The sequence below is a fragment of the Myxococcus sp. CA056 genome (assembly GCF_013336715.1).
GTDB classification, from domain to species: Bacteria; Myxococcota; Myxococcia; order Myxococcales; family Myxococcaceae; genus Myxococcus; species Myxococcus llanfairpwllgwyngyllgogerychwyrndrobwllllantysiliogogogochensis.
In genome coordinates this window covers 1,369,757-1,386,483 of the sequence record NZ_JABUMT010000001.1, presented here as the reverse complement: position 1 = coordinate 1,386,483, position 16,727 = coordinate 1,369,757, and the positions used below count along the sequence as shown (strand labels likewise).

The 16,727-nt window shown below is 70.0% G+C and carries 14 protein-coding genes; 8 read left to right on the top strand and 6 right to left on the bottom strand.

Features of this window, described 5'->3' with window-relative positions:
- Positions 1 to 81: 81 nt before the first annotated feature.
- From HUA76_RS05720 to HUA76_RS05700, 5 genes are all read left to right on the top strand, one after another.
- Positions 82 to 1,071: an LVIVD repeat-containing protein gene (locus HUA76_RS05720; RefSeq protein WP_371823445.1), complete on the top strand. Its 990-nt coding sequence runs from the start codon at positions 82 to 84 to the stop codon at positions 1,069 to 1,071.
- 52 nt (positions 1,072 to 1,123) lie between these two features.
- On the top strand, positions 1,124 to 2,644 hold the full coding sequence (locus HUA76_RS05715; protein ID WP_174460204.1) for a long-chain fatty acid--CoA ligase: 1,521 nt from the start codon (positions 1,124 to 1,126) through the stop codon (positions 2,642 to 2,644).
- A 224-nt stretch (positions 2,645 to 2,868) separates the two neighbouring features.
- Entirely contained in the window at positions 2,869 to 4,401 is a 1,533-nt protein-coding gene (locus HUA76_RS05710; protein WP_174460203.1) for a S1 family peptidase, read from the top strand.
- Between the two features lie 285 nt (positions 4,402 to 4,686).
- Positions 4,687 to 5,415: a response regulator transcription factor gene (locus tag HUA76_RS05705; RefSeq protein ID WP_174459413.1), complete on the top strand. Its 729-nt coding sequence runs from the start codon at positions 4,687 to 4,689 to the stop codon at positions 5,413 to 5,415.
- Entirely contained in the window at positions 5,412 to 6,800 is a 1,389-nt protein-coding gene (locus HUA76_RS05700; RefSeq protein WP_141642025.1) for a cell wall metabolism sensor histidine kinase WalK, read from the top strand. The genes HUA76_RS05705 and HUA76_RS05700 overlap by 4 nt, the downstream gene beginning before the upstream one ends.
- 27 nt (positions 6,801 to 6,827) lie before the next feature.
- Here the strand turns inward: HUA76_RS05700 and HUA76_RS05695 are convergent, their stop codons facing one another.
- Both HUA76_RS05695 and HUA76_RS05690 read right to left on the bottom strand, forming a co-directional pair.
- A complete protein-coding gene (locus HUA76_RS05695; protein WP_174460202.1) occupies positions 6,828 to 7,430 on the bottom strand; it encodes a DUF2378 family protein in 603 nt (200 codons plus the stop codon).
- 105 nt (positions 7,431 to 7,535) lie between these two features.
- Entirely contained in the window at positions 7,536 to 9,176 is a 1,641-nt protein-coding gene (locus HUA76_RS05690) for a methyl-accepting chemotaxis protein (RefSeq protein ID WP_174460201.1), read from the bottom strand.
- Positions 9,177 to 9,790: 614 nt separating this feature from the next.
- Here HUA76_RS05690 and HUA76_RS05685 point away from each other — a divergent pair.
- Complete coding sequence (locus HUA76_RS05685) at positions 9,791 to 10,156, top strand: helix-turn-helix transcriptional regulator (protein WP_141642028.1); 366 nt, start codon at positions 9,791 to 9,793, stop codon at positions 10,154 to 10,156.
- A gap of 48 nt (positions 10,157 to 10,204) precedes the next feature.
- On the opposite strand, the gene HUA76_RS05680 is transcribed toward HUA76_RS05685, so the two are convergent.
- From HUA76_RS05680 to HUA76_RS05665, 4 genes are read right to left on the bottom strand one after another with little or no spacing between them, the layout of a single operon-like run.
- The gene (locus HUA76_RS05680) at positions 10,205 to 11,731 is read right to left on the bottom strand and encodes a response regulator (RefSeq protein ID WP_141642029.1); all 1,527 of its coding nucleotides are present in this window, start codon (positions 11,729 to 11,731) and stop codon (positions 10,205 to 10,207) included.
- Positions 11,724 to 13,769, bottom strand: a complete 2,046-nt coding sequence (locus HUA76_RS05675) for a hybrid sensor histidine kinase/response regulator (protein WP_174460200.1) — start codon at positions 13,767 to 13,769, stop codon at positions 11,724 to 11,726. Before HUA76_RS05675 ends, HUA76_RS05680 begins: the two co-directional genes overlap by 8 nt.
- A complete protein-coding gene (locus HUA76_RS05670; protein WP_174460199.1) occupies positions 13,766 to 14,470 on the bottom strand; it encodes a hypothetical protein in 705 nt (234 codons plus the stop codon). The genes HUA76_RS05675 and HUA76_RS05670 overlap by 4 nt, the downstream gene beginning before the upstream one ends.
- 9 nt (positions 14,471 to 14,479) lie before the next feature.
- Complete coding sequence (locus HUA76_RS05665) at positions 14,480 to 15,139, bottom strand: B12-binding domain-containing protein (protein ID WP_371823428.1); 660 nt, start codon at positions 15,137 to 15,139, stop codon at positions 14,480 to 14,482.
- Between the two features lie 291 nt (positions 15,140 to 15,430).
- Here HUA76_RS05665 and HUA76_RS05660 point away from each other — a divergent pair, with 291 nt between their 5' ends.
- Both HUA76_RS05660 and HUA76_RS05655 read left to right on the top strand, forming a co-directional pair.
- Positions 15,431 to 15,916, top strand: a complete 486-nt coding sequence (locus HUA76_RS05660; protein ID WP_141642033.1) for an RNA polymerase sigma factor — start codon at positions 15,431 to 15,433, stop codon at positions 15,914 to 15,916.
- Positions 15,913 to 16,722, top strand: coding sequence for an ActD-like protein (locus HUA76_RS05655; protein ID WP_174460197.1), 810 nt, complete (start codon positions 15,913 to 15,915; stop codon positions 16,720 to 16,722). The genes HUA76_RS05660 and HUA76_RS05655 overlap by 4 nt, the downstream gene beginning before the upstream one ends.
- The last annotated feature ends 5 nt before the right edge of the window (positions 16,723 to 16,727 follow it).

Here is a 16,727-nt window from a genome sequence, read left to right as displayed (position 1 = left end):
ATTTCGTCACGATATGGAAAAGGCCCGCGGCCGTTTGGCGAAAGCTATCCGGGCCGGTCTCTCTCGGGAGGCTTGCGACTGGTGGGCGAGGGCGGTCTGCAATCCGGCCGGGGCGTGGATGTCTTTGTCTCCAAGGGACATGCCTACGTCGTGTCCATCGACGACTACTTCATGGGGCTTGGCGGTCTTCACGTCTATGACCTCCAGGACCGGAAGGTTCCCCGACTGGTGAAGTTCATCCAGTTCCCCGAGGCGAGCTACTGGAACGGCGTGTGGGCCAAGGACGACGCCCTCCATGTCGCGAGCGCCGACCGGGGTGTCCTCGTGTTCGACCTCACCCAGCCCGCGGACCCTCGCTTCCTGCGCGACTTGTCCGGAGGGAGTCGCAGCAATGTCCATACGCTCTTCGTGGATGGCTCCCGGCTGTACGCCATGGCCGTGGGGCCCGCTGGCGAGGTGCATGCCTATGACGTGAACAACGCACGGGAGCCGGTGCTGCTCGGTCGCTACCTCGACCCCAGCATCGGCACCGAACCGGGCTCCTACCCGCACGACGCCACGACCCTGAACTCCACGCTCTTCATCAGTCACTGGCGCGCGGGACTCGTCATCGTCGACATGAGTGACCCGGCGAACCCGAAGCGATTGGGCGCATACAAGTATCCGCGAGCCAGCAGCCACACCTCTCGCGTGGCGTACTTCCACAACAACCGCATCGCCTTCGAGGCAGGAGAGGACTGGGGTGCCCACCTGCGCGTGCTCAACCTCAATGACCCCGCGAATCCCACGCTCATCGGCGAGTACCGTCTGCCGGGCTGGGCCTCCATCCACAACCTGGAGCTCAAGGGCAACCGTCTCTACATCGCCCACTACCAGCACGGCGTGCGCGTCCTCGACGTGTCCATCCCCAAGAGTCCCCGGGAGATCGCCTACTTCAACACCTGGCGCGCGACGGACCCCCTCCGAGGCACGTCCTCGTGGGACGGAGCCATCGGCATCCGCGTGCCGGGCGACGGCTACGTCTACACCGTCGACGGGGTGCGCGGCCTGCTCATCCTCCCGGAGCTCTGAGGCGTGCCGGGAGCCGGGCACATCTCCCGGCGCTCGGCTAGCGTGCGGGACCATGCCCATCGTCCATGACTGGCTGGCCCGCCGCGCCGCACTGGACCCCGACCACGCCGCCCTCGTCGACTCCACCCGGGGCAGCCGCCGCATCACCTATCGCGAGTGGGACGGCGCCGCCTCGCGCACCGCCGTGTACCTGCACCACGTGCTCGGCGTCCAGCGCGGAGACCGCGTCGCCGTGCTCGCGCACAACTGTGTGGAGACGCTGGACCTCCTCTTCGCCTGCGCGAAGCTGGGCGCCATCCTCCAGCCGCTCAACTGGCGCCTCAGCACCACGGAGCTCGTCGGCATCCTCGCGGACGCGGAGCCCGCTGTCCTCGTGTATGGCCCGGAGTTACGCGCCCAGGTGGACACCGTGCGCGCCCGCGCGCCCTTCGTGCGCCACTGGCTGGGCCTCGCCGAGCCCGACCCGGCTGAGCGCTCCTTCATCACGGAGCGGGACGCGGCACCTGCCTCCTCGCTCCCCGTGCTGGAGCTGGAGGCCGAGTCGCCGTGGGTGCTCTGCTACACGGGCGGCAGCACCGGCGTGCCCAAGGCCGCGGTGCTCACCCATGGCTCCGTGACGGCCAATGCCGTGAACACCGTGGTGAGCTGGGGCCTGACGTCGGACGACGTGGCCGTGCTCAACGCGCCGCTGTTCCACACCGGGGGCCTCAACGTCTTCACGCTGCCGCTGGTGTACGTGGGCGGCGCCTCCGTGATGTGCAAGGGTTTCGACGTGGAGCAGGTGTTCGAGCTCATCCACCAGCGCGAGGTGAGCCTCGTCTTCGGAGTGCCCACCATGTTCATCGAGATGCAGCGCCACGCGCGCTTCGAGTCGGCGGACTTCTCCCACCTCAAGCTGCTCGTCAGCGGGGGCGCGCCGTGTCCGCTGTCCGTGTTCGAGCGCTTCTTCACCAAGGGCGTGGCCTTCAAGACGGGCTACGGCCTCACGGAGGCGGGCCCCAACAACTTCTGGCTCCCTCCGTCGGACGTGCGCCGCAAGCCGGGCTTCGTCGGGGTGCCGCTCTTCCACGTGGAGGCGCGCATCGAGGACGAGCGACAGCCAGGGGACGTGGGTGAGTTGCTGCTGCGCGGCCCCCACGTGTGCGCCGGCTACTGGCGCCGTCCCGAGGAGACGGCGCGCACCTTCGTCGGCGGCTGGCTGCGCACCGGAGACCTGGCCCTGCGTGACGGGGACGGCTGCTTCCGCATCGTGGGCCGCAGCAAGGACCTCATCATCTCCGGCGGGGAGAACATCTATCCCTCCGAGGTCGAGAGCGTCCTGTCCGGCCATCCCGACGTCGCCGAGGTCGCCGTCATCGGCGTGCCCGACGCGAAGTGGGGCGAGACGCCGCGCGCGCTCGTGGTGCTCCGTGGGGGCGCGTCGCTTACCGCCGAGTCCCTGCTGGCCTTCTGCGATGGCCGGCTGGCCCGCTACAAGATGCCGCGCTCCGTGCGCTTCGTGGAGGCCCTGCCCCGGACCTCCGCCGGCAAGGTGGACCGCCGCGCGCTGGCCTCCGCACACGGCCTGGCCTGAGAGGGATTCGTCTTCGTCCATGTATTGGAGAAATGTCCGCGCAGCGGAAATGACTCCGCGCGTCCAATGTGTCGACGACTTTATTCTCCGTCCGATAAAAGTGACGTGATTTTCTAGGAATGCTTGAATTGTTTGACTTGGCTCCTGAATCCCGCTTCCGTGGATGCGCGGACCGGCCCGTTCGCCGGTGCGCTTTCCCCGTGTCGAGTCGAAAGGAAGCCCCCATGAACCGAAGACTCCAGGCGCTCTCCACCGCGACGGCGCTGTTCGCTGGTGCCGCCGTCATCCCCATGTCCGCGCTGGCGGCCCCCACCGAGGAGGCTTCGCTCGCGCAGGAGGTGTCTCCCGAGGTGCTCCAGGCGATGCAGCGAGACCTGGGGCTGACGGCCGTGCAGGCGCGTCAGCGACTGGCCACGGAGGCGCTCGCGGTGCGCACGGAAGCGTCGCTGCGCGGGGAGCTGGGCGAGTCTTTCGGTGGCGCGTGGCTGAGCGAGGAGGGGGACCGGCTCATCGTCGGTGTCACCACCGCCGAGGGTGCCGAGGCCGCGCGCAGGGCGGGCGCGGAGCCGCGCTGGGTGACGCGCACGGAGCGCGAGCTGGACGCGCTGAAGGCCGCGTTGGACAGGGGCGCGGACGTGGCCAGCAAGGACATCCATGGCTGGTACGTGGACGTCATCACCAACAGCGTGGTGGTGCTCGCCAAGGACGCAGCGGTGGTGAACGCCGAGCGCTTCATCGCGGAGAGTGGCGCGGCGGACCGCGCGGTGCGCGTGGAGGTCTCCTCCGAGCAGCCCAGGCCCATGTATGACCTGCGCGGGGGTGACGCCTATTACATCAACGGCAACGTGCGCTGCTCCGTCGGCTTCTCCGTCGCGGGAGGCTTCGTCACCGCGGGCCACTGCGGTGGGGTGAACTCCAGCACGGCCGGCTTCAACGGCGTGGCGCAGGGCACCGTGCGCGGCTCATCCTTCCCGAACAACGACTATGGCTGGGTCCAGGTCAACGGCTCGTGGGCCTCGCAACCGTGGGTCTACAACTACGCGGGCGGCAACGTCATCGTCTCGGGCTCCGCCGAGGCGGGCATCAACGCGTCCGTGTGTCGCTCTGGCTCCACCACCGGCTGGCGCTGTGGCGTCATCGAGGCGAAGAACGTCACCGTCAACTACAGCGTCGGCCCCGTGTATGGCCTCACGCGGAGCAACGCGTGCGCGGAGGGTGGCGACTCGGGTGGCTCGTGGATGTCGGGCAACCAGGCGCAGGGCGTGACGTCTGGCGGCGTGGGCAACTGCTCCACCGGCGGCACCATGTACTACCAGCCGGTGAACGAGATTCTCTCCGTCTACGGCCTGTCGCTCACGACCAACGGCGGTGGCGGCGGGGGGCGCGCCATCGTCGGGCTCAACGGCCGGTGCATCGACGTGGACCACTCCAACACCGCCAATGGCACGCCCATCCAGCTCTGGGATTGCAACGGCAGCGCCGCGCAGAGCTGGACGTTCCACGGCGACGGCACGCTGCGCGCCTTCGGCAAGTGCATGGACGTCACCTGGGGCTCCACGGCGAACGGCGCGCTCATCCAGCTCCACGACTGCAACGGCAACGCGGCCCAACAGTTCGTGCTCAGCGGCGCGGGGGACCTGGTCAACCCGCAGGCCAACAAGTGCATCGACGTGAAGGACTGGAACCCCAACAACGGCGCGCGGCTGCAAATCTGGGAGTGCGCCGGCACCGCGAACCAGAAGTGGACCCTGCGCTGAGGTCAGGCGCCTGCCTCGCGGGGTGAGGGGACCCGACGGGGCTCCGCCCGGCTGTCCGGTGGCCGGGCGGGCCCTGTTGCTCGCTGTAACAAACCGTCATGCGAGGGACGCATCCCGGACACATCCCGGTGCCACCTTCACGGTGTGGCCCGGGAGCATGATTGCCCTCGGTGGACCCGGCCGGAGTCCCATGGGGCGCCAGACTCCTCCCTGCTTGCTCCTGGGCCACGGCTCCGCTGTTACTTTCCGTCTGGAAGGTCCGCGGAAGGCAGGAGGAGCACGCGCATGGAGCAGCTCAATCGTCCCCACCTGGAGGAAGCCACCATCCAGGTCCTGCTCGTCGAAGATGACGAGCGACTGGCCCGGCTCACCGCCCGCTACCTCCAGGAGCATGGTGTCGTCGTCACCCTGGCCCACACGGGCAACGACGCGCTGGTGGAGTCCAGTCGCCATGTGTTCGACGTCGTCTTGTTGGACCTGATGCTGCCCGGACGGGACGGGCTGGAGGTCTGCCGGGATTTGAGGGGCCGCACCGACGTGCCCATCATCATGGTCACCGCGCGCGGCGAGGAGGCGGACCGCGTGCTCGGCCTGGAGACGGGCGCGGATGACTATCTGCCCAAGCCCTACTCGTCGCGCGAGCTGCTCGCCCGCATTCGCGCCCAGGTGCGCCGGGCCCGGGGCAAGGCGGGTCCCTCCACGCAGCCCGTGCAGGCGGGGCGACTGCTGCTGGACCCTCGCAGCCTCCGCGCGACGCTGGATGGGCGGCCGTTGCAGCTCACCACGTACGAGTTCAGCCTGCTGCGCGTACTGGCCGAGCGCGCGGGCCGCGTCCTCAGTCGTGAGCAGCTGCTCGACCTGGTGAAGGGAAGCGCGGACGAGGTGTTCGACCGCTCCGTGGACGTGCACATCTTCCGGCTCCGTCAGAAGCTGGAGGTGGACCCGCGCAATCCCCTGTTGCTGAAGACGGTGCGCGGCGCCGGCTACATGCTCGCCACCGGAGAGGAAACGTGAGTCGTCTGCGGACGCCTGGCCGGCTGCTGCTGCGCATCTATCTGGTGGGAATCGCCCAGCTGGTGCTGGTCGTCGCCACCCTCTACATCGCCCGCTTCTTCATCCTGGACAAGCCACTGCGGCACGGCTTCGCGCGCAATGCCGCGTACAACATCCGGGAGTGGGAGGAGCTGCTGGGAGACCCGGTGGCCCTCCAGGCGTCGCTGGACCGCGCCGCGCGGCTGCTCGAAGCCCGGGTGACGCTGCGAGATGTGTCCGGGCGGCTCATCGCCACGAACTCCGCGGCACCGTCCCCCGCCCTGGGGCCCGTGGAGCTGGAGCAACTGGCCGCGCGGGGTCAGCGGTTCTCGGGAGGGCCTCCTCCGCACTCGCTCACGTTGCCCATTCCCGAGGAAGGGCCGGTGGAGGCCTACGCCACCATCATCACCCGTCCCCCCGAGCCTCCTCCGGGCAACACCGCGCTCGTGCTCGGCGCGGTGCTGCTGTGTACGGCCATCACCTCGCTGGCCTTCGCTCGCACCCTGGCCGGTCCGCTCCAGCGACTGGCGGAGGTGGCGCGCGCGCTGGGCGAGGGGAAGCTGGACACGCGCACGGGCATCCGCCGGCGTGACGAATTGGGACAGGTGGCGGAGGCCTTCGACGAGATGGCGGGGCGAATCACGAATCTCTTGCGCTCGCAGAAGGAGCTGCTGGCCAACGTGTCGCACGAGCTGCGCACGCCGCTGGCGCGCATCCGCGTGGCGTTGGACCTGGCGGAAGAGGGTGACGCGGCCACCGCGCGGGAGATGCTGACGGACATCACCGGAGACCTGTCGGAGCTGGAGCGGTTGGTGGACGACGTGCTCACCACCGCGAAGCTGGACCTGGCCTCGGAGGGCGCGAGCACGGGGACTCCGCATCTGCGGCCCGAGCAGGTGGAGATTCAAGGACTGGTGGAGAAGGCGGCCTCTCGCTTCCGCTCCGCGCGTCCGGAGCGCGTGTTGGAGGTGAGCGTCGATGGCACGATGCCCACGCTGGAGGCGGACCCCGTGTTGCTGCGGCGCGCGCTGGACAACCTGCTCGACAACGCGGGGAAGTACTCCGAGTCTCCGACGCCGGTGCGCCTGCGCGCCCAGGCGGACACGTTGGGGGCGCTGTCGTTGGAGGTCTGCGACGAGGGCATCGGCATCGAGCCGGAGGACCTGTCCCGCGTCGGCACGCCGTTCTTCCGCACGGACCGCAGCCGCGCGCGCCGTACGGGAGGCGTGGGCATGGGCCTGGCGCTGGCCCGCCGCATCGTCGATGCGCATGGCGGGACGTTGACGCTGGAGAGCCAGCCGGGCGTGGGCACCACGGCCCGCATCCTGCTGCCCGTCCCGTACGCCGAGTCGCGCATCGAGGGGTAGCTCGCCTCCCCTCCGCCGCGGCCGTGACTAGAGGCCGACGTGAAACGTCGTCACTGCCTGGGCCTCGTCGTGCTTCAAGAGGGTCACCCGGGCCGTGGGCGCGCCGCTGTGCTGGAACGCGAAGGTGAGCAGGCCGCGCATGAAGTGCGGCGGGTCCGCCTGCCGGCGGGGATGATCCAGGAACTCCCGCACCGGATACAGGCTCAGCTCCCAGCCGCCGTCATCGCCCCGAGGCGTCACCGAGACGTCGAGGAAGTTGTTGATGGAGCGCAGGTTGCGCGCCATGCGCAGCAGCATCTTCTCCGGGCCCACCACCTGGGCGAAGTCCACGAGCGCCGTGCCCATGCGCGCCTGGATGAACCGCTCAGCGAAGCGCAGGCCCAGCGCGTACTCCGCCGCCTCTCGGTCCGTGTGGGGCGGGCTGCTCGCCGCCGCCAGCAGTTGGATGGCCTTGGGCCATACCGCGCACGGGTAGGCGGTGTGCAGGGGGCGGTGCGCGAAGAGGCCCTGTCGCTCCAGCGCCTTCAAGGTGAGCGGTGTCAGGGGCGCCGCCGTCGACAGCAGCGTCTCCAGCGCGTATCCGAACACCACGGGCTCGCGCCCGGGGGCCCGCGTCAATGCCAGCGCCATGTGTCCTACCTCCGAATGAGGGGACGGCGAGAAGCCGCGTCCCCGTGAGGAGGTGGAGACTGCCCCCCGCCGCTGTCCTGGGCGTTGCGCGGGTGTGAAGAAAGGTTAACGAGGCCCGGGCGTGGTGAAACGCGCGGCGAGCTCCTGCAGCCGCGAGGCCCTGGCCCGCAGGTCCTCCACCGAGCGGGCGATCTGCTCCACGCCCGACACGGACTCCGCCGAGCGCACCGAGAGCGCCTGGATGCGCCCCGCGATGGACTCGCCCGACGCGGACTGGCGCGCGTTCTGCTCCGCCATCGTCTCCACGCGCTCGCCCAGCTCCTTCACCCCGGACAACAGCCGCGCCAGCGCCTCGCCCGCGGCCGAGGACAGGCCCATGCCCTCGTTCACCTTCGACGTGCCCTTGCGCATCAACTCCGCGGCCGCCGCCGTGTCCGCCTCGTTCTTCGTCAGCAGCACGCGCACCTGGCTGGCGGCCTCGTGGGTGCGCTCCGCCAGCTTGCGCACCTCGCCCGCCACCACGGAGAAGCCCTTGCCGTGCTGCCCCGCGCGCACGGCTTCAATCGCCGTGTTCACCGCCAGCATCCGCGTCTCGTCCGCCACCGCCTGGATGAGCTGGAGCATCCGCTCCGTGGCCCGGCCAGATGACTGGAGCTGCTCCACCGTGCGCGACGAGCGCTCCACCACGTCGACGATTTCCACCATCTTCCGCGACGCCTGGTCCACCGCCACGCCGCCCGCGCGCGCCACCTGCCCGTGGCCCGCCGCCGCTTCCGCCGCGTCTCGCGCCGCCGCCGCGCCCCGCGAGACATGCAGGCTCATGTCCTGCACCGACTCGGCCGCGCGCTGGAGCGACTCCGACTGCTCGCGCGTCGTGCGCGACAGGCCGTCCGTGGAGACGCGGATGCGCTCGGCGTCCGCCGCCGTGGCGCCCGCCGCCTCCACCAGCGCATCCACCACTTCGCGCAGGCCCGTCACCATGCCGTTGAAGGCCAGGGTGAGTTCGCCCACCTCGTCCGCGGTGCGCACCTCCACCCGCACGGACAAGTCACCCTTTGCCACCTGGCGTGCCGCCGCCGCGAGCGCGCGCACCGGCCGCACCACCCGCCGCGACACATAGGCGCCCGCCAGCACCGCCAGCACCAGCGCGCCGCCCACCGCGACGAGGATGCGCTGTCGCACCGCCGCGACCTCCCGGTCGATGTCCTCCACGTACACGCCCGTGCCCAGCACCCAGCCCCACGGCTCGAAGAGCTTCACGTAGCTCTCCTTGGGGATGGGCTCCGGCGAGCCCGGCCGCGTCGCCTCGTAGCCCAGCGAGCCCTCCCCGTGCGCGCGCACCAGGGTGACGATGTCGACGAACACCGGCCGCCCGCGCACGTCGCGGTAGCCCTTCATGTCCTTGCCCACCATCGTCGGCAGGTGCGGATGCATGATCAGCCGCGTCTCCAGGTCGTTCACCCAGAAGTACTCCACGCTCGAGTAGCGCAGGGACTGGAGCAGGGCGGAGGCCTGCTGTTGCGCCGCTTCGCGCGTCAGCGCTCCGGAGCGCTCGCGTGCCTCGTACTCCCGCAGGACTCCGTAGGCCGTCTCCACCGCCTGCCGCAGCCCGCGAACCCGGTCCGCGTGGAGCTGCGCGCGAAGCTGCGGCAGCACGTAGCCCAGGATGGCGACGAGCAGCGGCAGGGCCACCACGCCCATCGCCACGCAGAGCTTCACCAGCAGGTTGCGCCGTCCGAGCGCCATCGCCGCCGCAGCCTAGTCCCCCCGCCCCCGGCGCGCGCGACTCCCAAGGTCGTCCTCCGCTCGAATGCCACCGGTTGTCGCAGGTCCTGCCTCCCGCTGCGTACCCCGCGTGCGGCAGGGCGAGCTCAAGAGGCGCGCGGTCCGTCGTCCTCCTTGCCCGCTCGCGGACGGCCTCGGGCACTCATCGAACGGACCCGACATGCGCCCGCGAAGCCACTCCCACGTCGCCGACGCGCGAGCCCGATATGCCACGCTCGACGTGGCGGGCGCACCCTCGCGGACTCATGACGTGGCGATGCTCCGGACTGGGGATACAACCTTGGGGGGAGGCCCTCGCGGCAGGACTCTCCGGCACCGTAGGAAAATTGCCGCCCGACGTCACAGGTCGTCCGAAAAGGGGGCCTCTCCCTCTGTATTCAGGGGGCCGGGGTGCCCCTGGAAGACCGGTCTTCCGTCGAGGAAAAGGGGCGGGTATGGAGGCACTCCGAACCCCGAAAGTCTCCCTCTGGGACGGTAACCCGCTGGGTGAACAACCTGAGGCTGACCCGACAAGTTCTGTCTGTCTGCCTCTATACGTCCTATGCCAGCGGCCAAACGTTTCGGGTCGGTAAGGCATGGACAAGAAACTGGCAACCACCATCGGAGCGGCTGCGCGAGTCGCGCGGAACCGGCTGGAGCTCACACAAGCTGACGTGGCCGAACGCATCGACGTGGCCACCGAGGTTTATGGGCGTCTGGAGCGCGGCGGCATGCTTCCCAGCGTGCAGACGCTGCTGAAGCTGTGTCACGAGCTTCATGTCTCCGCGGACGAGCTGCTGGGGCTCGTCTCGCACGGCACCGCGTCCGCGCGCACCAGCGAGCCGTCGTCAGCACCTCCCGAGCGACCGGAAGTCCGTCGCTTGCTTCGCACCGTGCGTCAGCTCGAAGCCCCCCACGTGAAGCTGCTGGGGCTGGTGGCCAACGCCCTGGGCCGGCGCTAGCGCGCCGCCCATTTCAGGGCGCCGGCCCGCGCCCACCTCCCGCCTCACTCACAGACTCGACAACAGGCGATCCAACTCGTCCGGCTTCACGGGCTTGACGATGTGCAGGTCGAAGCCCGCCTTGAGCGCCCGGTCGTGTCCCTCTGGCCCGCCGTAGCCCGTAATCGCGACGAGGCGGATGTCGCGGCCCACGCGCGAGCGCAGCTCCTGAGCCACCCGGTAGCCGTCCAGCCCTGGCAGGCCAATGTCCACCAGCGCCAGCTCCGGCCGCCGTTGCACCGCCAGCTCCACGCCCCGCAAGCCGTCCGGTGCCTCTTCCACCTGGTGGCCCCACAGCTCCAACAGCTCCCGCATGGCCTGACGCGCGTCCGGGTTGTCCTCCACCAGCAGGATGTGCCGCCCCGCGCGCGTGCGCCGGGGGAGCGGCGCGGGCGCTGTCTCCTCCATGAAGTGCAGGAGCGGCAGCCTCACCTCGAACTCGGAGCCCTTGCCGGTGCCGTGGCTGCGCGCGGTGACCTGACCCCCGTGCAACTGCACCAACTGGCGCACCAGCGTCAGGCCAATGCCCAGGCCCCCGCGCGTGCGCTCCAGGGATGTGTCCGCCTGGGCGAACAGGTCGAAGATGCGGGGCAGCACGTCCTGGGGGATGCCAATGCCCGTGTCGCGCACGCGCACCACCGCCTGCGCGCTCCCATTCACGCCCTCTTGCTCCACGCGCAGGGTGATGTGGCCGGTGTCGGTGTACTTGGCGGCGTTGTCCAGGAGGTTGGTGAAGATCTGCTCCAGCCGCGTGGCGTCGCCCGTCAGCCACAGGGGGCTGTCCGGCAGCGACACCTCCAGCCCCAGGCCGCGTGCCTCGGTGCCGGGGCGGATGACCTGGATGACCTGGAGCAGCACCGCGCGCAAATCCAACCGGCCCGTGCGCAGCTCCACCTTGCCGCGCGTAATCCGGCTCACGTCCAGCAGGTCATCCACCAGGCGCGCCAGGTGGTGCGTCTGACGGTGGATGATGCCGCGCATCCGCGCTTCCTTGAGGTTGTCGGTCGGGTTGCGCTCCAGGATGCCGATGGACGTCATGATGGCGGCCAGGGGATTGCGCAGCTCGTGCGCCAGCATGGCGAGGAACTCGTCCTTGCGCCGGTCCATCTCCGCCAGCTCGTTGGCGCGCCTGCGGGCCGCCTGCTCCGCGTGACGCAGCCGCTGGAGCGAGCGCACCGTGGCGACCAGCTCCGAGGCGTCGAAGGGCTGGGTGAGGTATGCGTCCGCGCCGGCGTCCAGGCCCCGCGCCTTCTTGTCGGAGGTGACGAAGGTGGCGGACGTGTGCATCACCGCGATGGACGCGGTGTCCGGGTTGGCGCGCAGCCTCGCGCAGACCTCGTAGCCACTGATGTCCGGCAGCTTCACGTCGAGGACGATGACGTCCGGCCGGTGCTGCTCGGCCATGAGCAGCGCGGCCATGCCGGTGGCGGCCTCCAGCACGGTGTAGCCCGCCATCTCCAGGATGCGGTTGACCAGGTAGCGGTTGGCGTCGTCGTCGTTGACGTTGAGCACGGTGGCCAGTCGAGGTTCAACCACGTCTTCCCTCCTGTGGCGTGTGGGAGCCGAGGCCCGCCTTGGCCAGGGCATCGCGGATGCGGCTGATGGCCACCTCGCGACTGAGCGTGTGCTTGGAGAGGATGGCGGACGTTTCGTTCGCCAGTCGGGCGCGCTCGTCCTCGCGCAGCTCGTGCGAGGTGTGGAGGATGATGGGAATCTCGCGCGTGCGTGGATCCGCCTTCAGCGCGTCCAGCACGTCGAAGGCGGTGATGTCCGGCAGGATGAAGTCCAGGAAGATGAGCTGCGGCACCTGCTCGCGCGCCAGCCGGACACCGTCGACGCCGCCCGCGGCCTCCAGCAGCGCGTAGGGCATGTCCTTGAGCAGCTGCTTGAGCAGGTAGCGGTGCACGTCGTCGTCATCGATGATGAGGATGCGCTCCACCGGCCCGCTGCGCGCCAGCTCCTGGAGCTTTCGCTGCAGGCGGCCCTCGTCCACCGGCTTGAGCCAGAACTCGTCTGCGCCCAGCGCGCGCGCCTTCTGCTCGCGGTCCGTCACCGTGACGACGAGGATGGGGATGTCCCGCGTGGCCTCGCCGTTCTTCATCTCCGCGAGGAAGTTCCAGCTCGTCTCGCCCTCCAACATGACGTCCAGCACCATGGCGGCGGGACGCACGCGCTGGAGCACCCGGCGCGCCTCGTCCGTGCTGCGCACCGGCAGCACCTGGAAGCCCGAGCGCGCCAGGTACTTCTCGTAGAGGAACAGCGTCTGCCGGTCGTCCTCCAGCACCAGCACCGGCGCGCGGCCCGGCTCCAGGTGCTGGCTGCGCTCGGCCAGCCCCGTCATCTCCGAGACCTCCATGTGGACGCGGGGAATGGTGACGGTGAACGTGGAGCCCTCGCCCGGCTGGCTCTGGAGGGTGAGCGTTCCGCCCAACAGCTCCACCAGCCGGCGCGCCAGCGGCAGGCCCAGGCCCGTGCCCTTCACCTTGCGCTGGATGTGGCTGTCTATCTGCGTGAACTCCTCGAAGACGCGCTCGTGGTTCTCCGGAGCGATGCCGATGCCCGTGTCGCGCACGGTGAAGATGACCGTGTCTCGTGGACCCGGGGCCGCGGACACGGTGACGTGGCCGGACTCGGTGAACTTCACCGCGTTGGACACCAGGTTGCGCAGCACCTGGCTCAGCCGCGTCTCGTCCGTCTCCAGCTCCAGCGGTTCGGCCGGCTCCACCAGCCGCAGCTCCACGGGGGCGTCGGCGGGCACCAGCGGACGCATCATTCCGCGCAGCGCGCCGAGCAGGTCGCGCACCACGAAGTGGCTGTGGCGCAGCGTGGCCTTGCCCGCCTCCACCTTGGACAAATCCAACAGGTCGTTGACCAGCTCGAAGAGCGACTCGGCGGAGTTGCGGATGAAGGTGACCTGCTTCTCCTGCTCGGAGGACAGCGGGCCGTTGATGGGATTGAGCAGCACCTTGGACAGGCCGAGGATGGAGTGCAGCGGCGTGCGGAACTCGTGGCTGACGTTGGCGACGACGCGGTTCTTGATTTCGGCCGCGCGATGCAGCCCCTCCGCCTTCTCGTCCAGCGCGGCGTGCAGGCTGCGCATGCCCCGGTTGGATTCGCTCAGCTCCTGGTTGAGCCGTGCCAGTTCGTCCGCGCGGCGCTTGAGTTCGCGGCGCTGCCCCTCCGTCTCGCGGTGCAGAGCGGACAGCTCGCTCATCGAGGAGCTGATCTGCTCCAGCGCGTGGCCGTAGTCCTCCGGCACCAGGCTGCCCACCAGCAGCACCCCGCCGTCGTGTGGGCGCGCGCGGAAGGCGAACGTGCAAGGCACGTCGTCGCGACAGAGGATGAGCTCCCAGCCGTCCACGCGCTCGTCGCGGGCCTGCACCAGCAGCTTGTCGACCTTGTCCTCGGTGCCCTGGGCGGCGAGCGCCCGCAGCGCCTTGCCGGGCTTCGCGTCGAGCACGTCCCGCGCGCGGGCATCCACCCAGGTGAGCGTCCCCTGCGCGTCACACACCAGGGCGACCTCGCGGCTCAGGTCGTCGAAGGTGGGGCGGTCCTCGGGCGTGGCGCCGCTCATGAGCGCGTCTCGTCCCAGGAGACACCGGCGGTGGCGAGCAGCGCCCGGGCCTGGGGATGCCGGCCCCCGAGGACCAGCTTCAGCATCCCGAGCACGGAGGGAAACGCCAGCAGGCCGAAGCCACGCCGAGGCCAGAAGCCCAGGTACCAGCGCACGTGGTCCGCCATCAACGCGGGCTTGCCGGCGTCGAGTGCGTCCGCGAGATATGACAGCTGGAGTCGCAGTTCATCCTCCAAACGAGGCCGGTCCTCCGGCGTGAGGTAGAGGGCCAGGCGTGCAGTGGCGGCTCGGGACAGCTCCGAGGCGTCATCTTGCAGCGCACGCGAGGGCCCTTCCGGATAGCGCAGGGCTTCCCGGGCGGCGCGTACATGCTCGTACGGCTCGGTGCCGGGGCCCCAACCCTCGGCCTCCAACGCGGTGGCCAGCCCGGCGAAATTCAGGTCGAGGTGGAGGGTGGCCATTCCTCTCGACACCAGCAAGGTGCGAAGCCACCGCGCATAGCCCTCCATGACGGAGGGACGGTGCTCGTCGAGGGATTGCACAAGGTAGCGCACATGGAAGCGGGCATCCTCGTCGCCGAAGCGGCGGGCCCGCTCGGCGCCGTAGCGCGCCTCCCAGAAGGGGTCCTGATACATCGCCTCGACGGAGGCGTGTGCGAGGGCATCGGCGCGCGCTTCGACCAGGCGGCTCGGTGTCTCCATGTGGGTTCCTCAAACTCCCAGGGTGCGGCAGGCGGCGGAGACCAGCTCACGCGCGTCCTTGCCGTGAAAGCTCACGTCCAGTTCCTTCTCCAGCCCTGGCGCCCAGCGGAACGCGTGCCCGCCCACGGCGATGGGCACGTCGGGCAGGGCTTCGCGCGCGTGCTCCACCGCTCGGCGCAGGGCCGGCAGGTGGTAGGACATGGTCACGGAGAGCGCGAGCAGGTCGGGCCTCACCTCGCGCAGCATGCGCGCCAGGTGCTCGGGCGGCACGTTGGCCCCCAGGAAGCGCACCTCGAAGCCCGCCATCTCCAGGAAGTCGCTGGCCATGCGCGCGCCCATCTCGTGCAGCTCGCCCTCCACGCAGGACATCATGACGAGCTTGCCGTTGGGCGGGTCCCTGGGGAGGTGGCGGTAGAGGTGCGCGAGCGCGAGCTGGGAGATGGCGGTGGCCAGGTGCTCCTGCGCGACGGAGATGATGTTCTCCTGCCACAGCCGGCCAATCTCGTACTGGGCCTGCTGGATGACGTCCAGGTGCAGCACCTGGAGCGGGACGCCCACGAGCAGCCCCTCATCCACGAGCAGGCGAAGGGCTTCCCTCCGGTTGCCAGCGAGCTGGGCGGTCAGGTACCGCGCCCGAAGGTGGGAAAGGGTGTCTTCGGTCTCAATCACGGATGTCACGAGCTCGGAGGGAGGTCGAGTACCGGAAAGTAGTGACGGGGTCGCGTTTCGTTACAGTCGAGTACAGCGGAGCCCGGGCGTTTTCATCGACAACCCGACACTCGACGGGGGCGAAGCCGAGCGGCTGCCGCCCCGGCGGCCCTGTAGATTTTGCAGACGGCGCCGGCGGATGGGTTTTGCCTCCTGGGTGAATCGGGGTAGGGACGAATTCGCGAGGAGGCCGGTGACAGTTTCGCGAGGCACCGGTGTTCCCTTCACCGAAACGAGGGAGGCGCGACTCCGGTGTCAATCGATGTGGAGGCCTATTACCGCCGCTACGGCCCCCAGGTGCTCCGGCGCTGCCGCTTCCTCCTGCGTGACGAGGAGAAGGCCGTGGACGCCATGCACGATGTGTTCGTGCAGCTGCTGCGCTACCAGGGGGCGTTGAAGGACGCCGCTCCGTCCAGCCTGCTGCACCGCATCTCCACCACCGTGTGCCTCAACCGGCTGCGAGGGGCGAAGCGCAGGCCCGAGGACCGGGAGGATGAGCTGGTGTTGCAGATCGCCTCGGCGGACGACACCGAGTCGCGCGCCAGTGCCCGAGGGATGTTGGACAAACTCTTCGGCCGCGTGCCGGCGTCCAGCCGGGACATCGCCGTGCTGCACCTGGTGGATGGGATGACGCTGGAGGAGACGGCCGCCGAGGTGGGCCTGTCCGTGTCGGGCGTGCGCAAGCGCCTGCGCGCGCTGACGTCGGCGCTGCACGAGCTGGAGCTGGAGGCCGCATGAATTCCCCCTCACGCATTCCGGACTGGCTGTTGGAGCGAATCGCGCTGGGCGAGCTGCCGCCCGAGGAGCTCGCCGCCGCGCGCGCCCGGCTCGCGCAGGAGCCCGGGGGCCCGGAGCGGCTCGCCGCGCTGGAGGCCGACTCGCGCGTCACCCTGGAGCGGCTGTCGCCCGAGCGCGTGGCCCGCGAGGTGGACACCCGCTTTCGCCGCGGCGCTCCCGCGCGCGGCGCTCCGGCTCGTTCCCCGTGGCTGACGTCGGCCATGGGCCTGGTGCCGGTGCTCGCGGCGCTCGCGCTCTTCGTCGTCGTGCAACCCGAGTCCGGCTCACCGACGCAGGATCCGACGACGGGGGCGCTCGCGGGCCTGGAGCCGGAGCCCACGCGCTCCAAGGGACTGACGCCCCGGCTGGAGGTCCACCGCCAGCGTGCCCAGGCGGACGAACTGCTCGCCGAGGGCGCCGTGGCCGTCGCGGGTGACGTGGTGCAGCTGGCGTACGTGGCGGCGGGACAGACCCACGGCGTCATCCTCTCCGTGGACGGACGCGGCTCGGTGACGCTGCACGCGCCGGAGCACGGGGCCCAGGCCGCGACGCTCGCGCCCTCCGGCACCCAGCGGCTCGCCGGGGCCTACGAGCTGGATGACGCACCGCGCTTCGAACGCTTCTTCCTGGTGACGTCGGGCCAGCCCTTCGACGTGGCGCCGGTGCTGGAGGCGGCCCGGACGCTGGCGGCGTCTGCCGACGCGCACACCGCGTCCCTCTTATTGCCCGAGGGCTTGACGCAGGTGTCCTTCACGCTTCAAAAGTAAGGGGT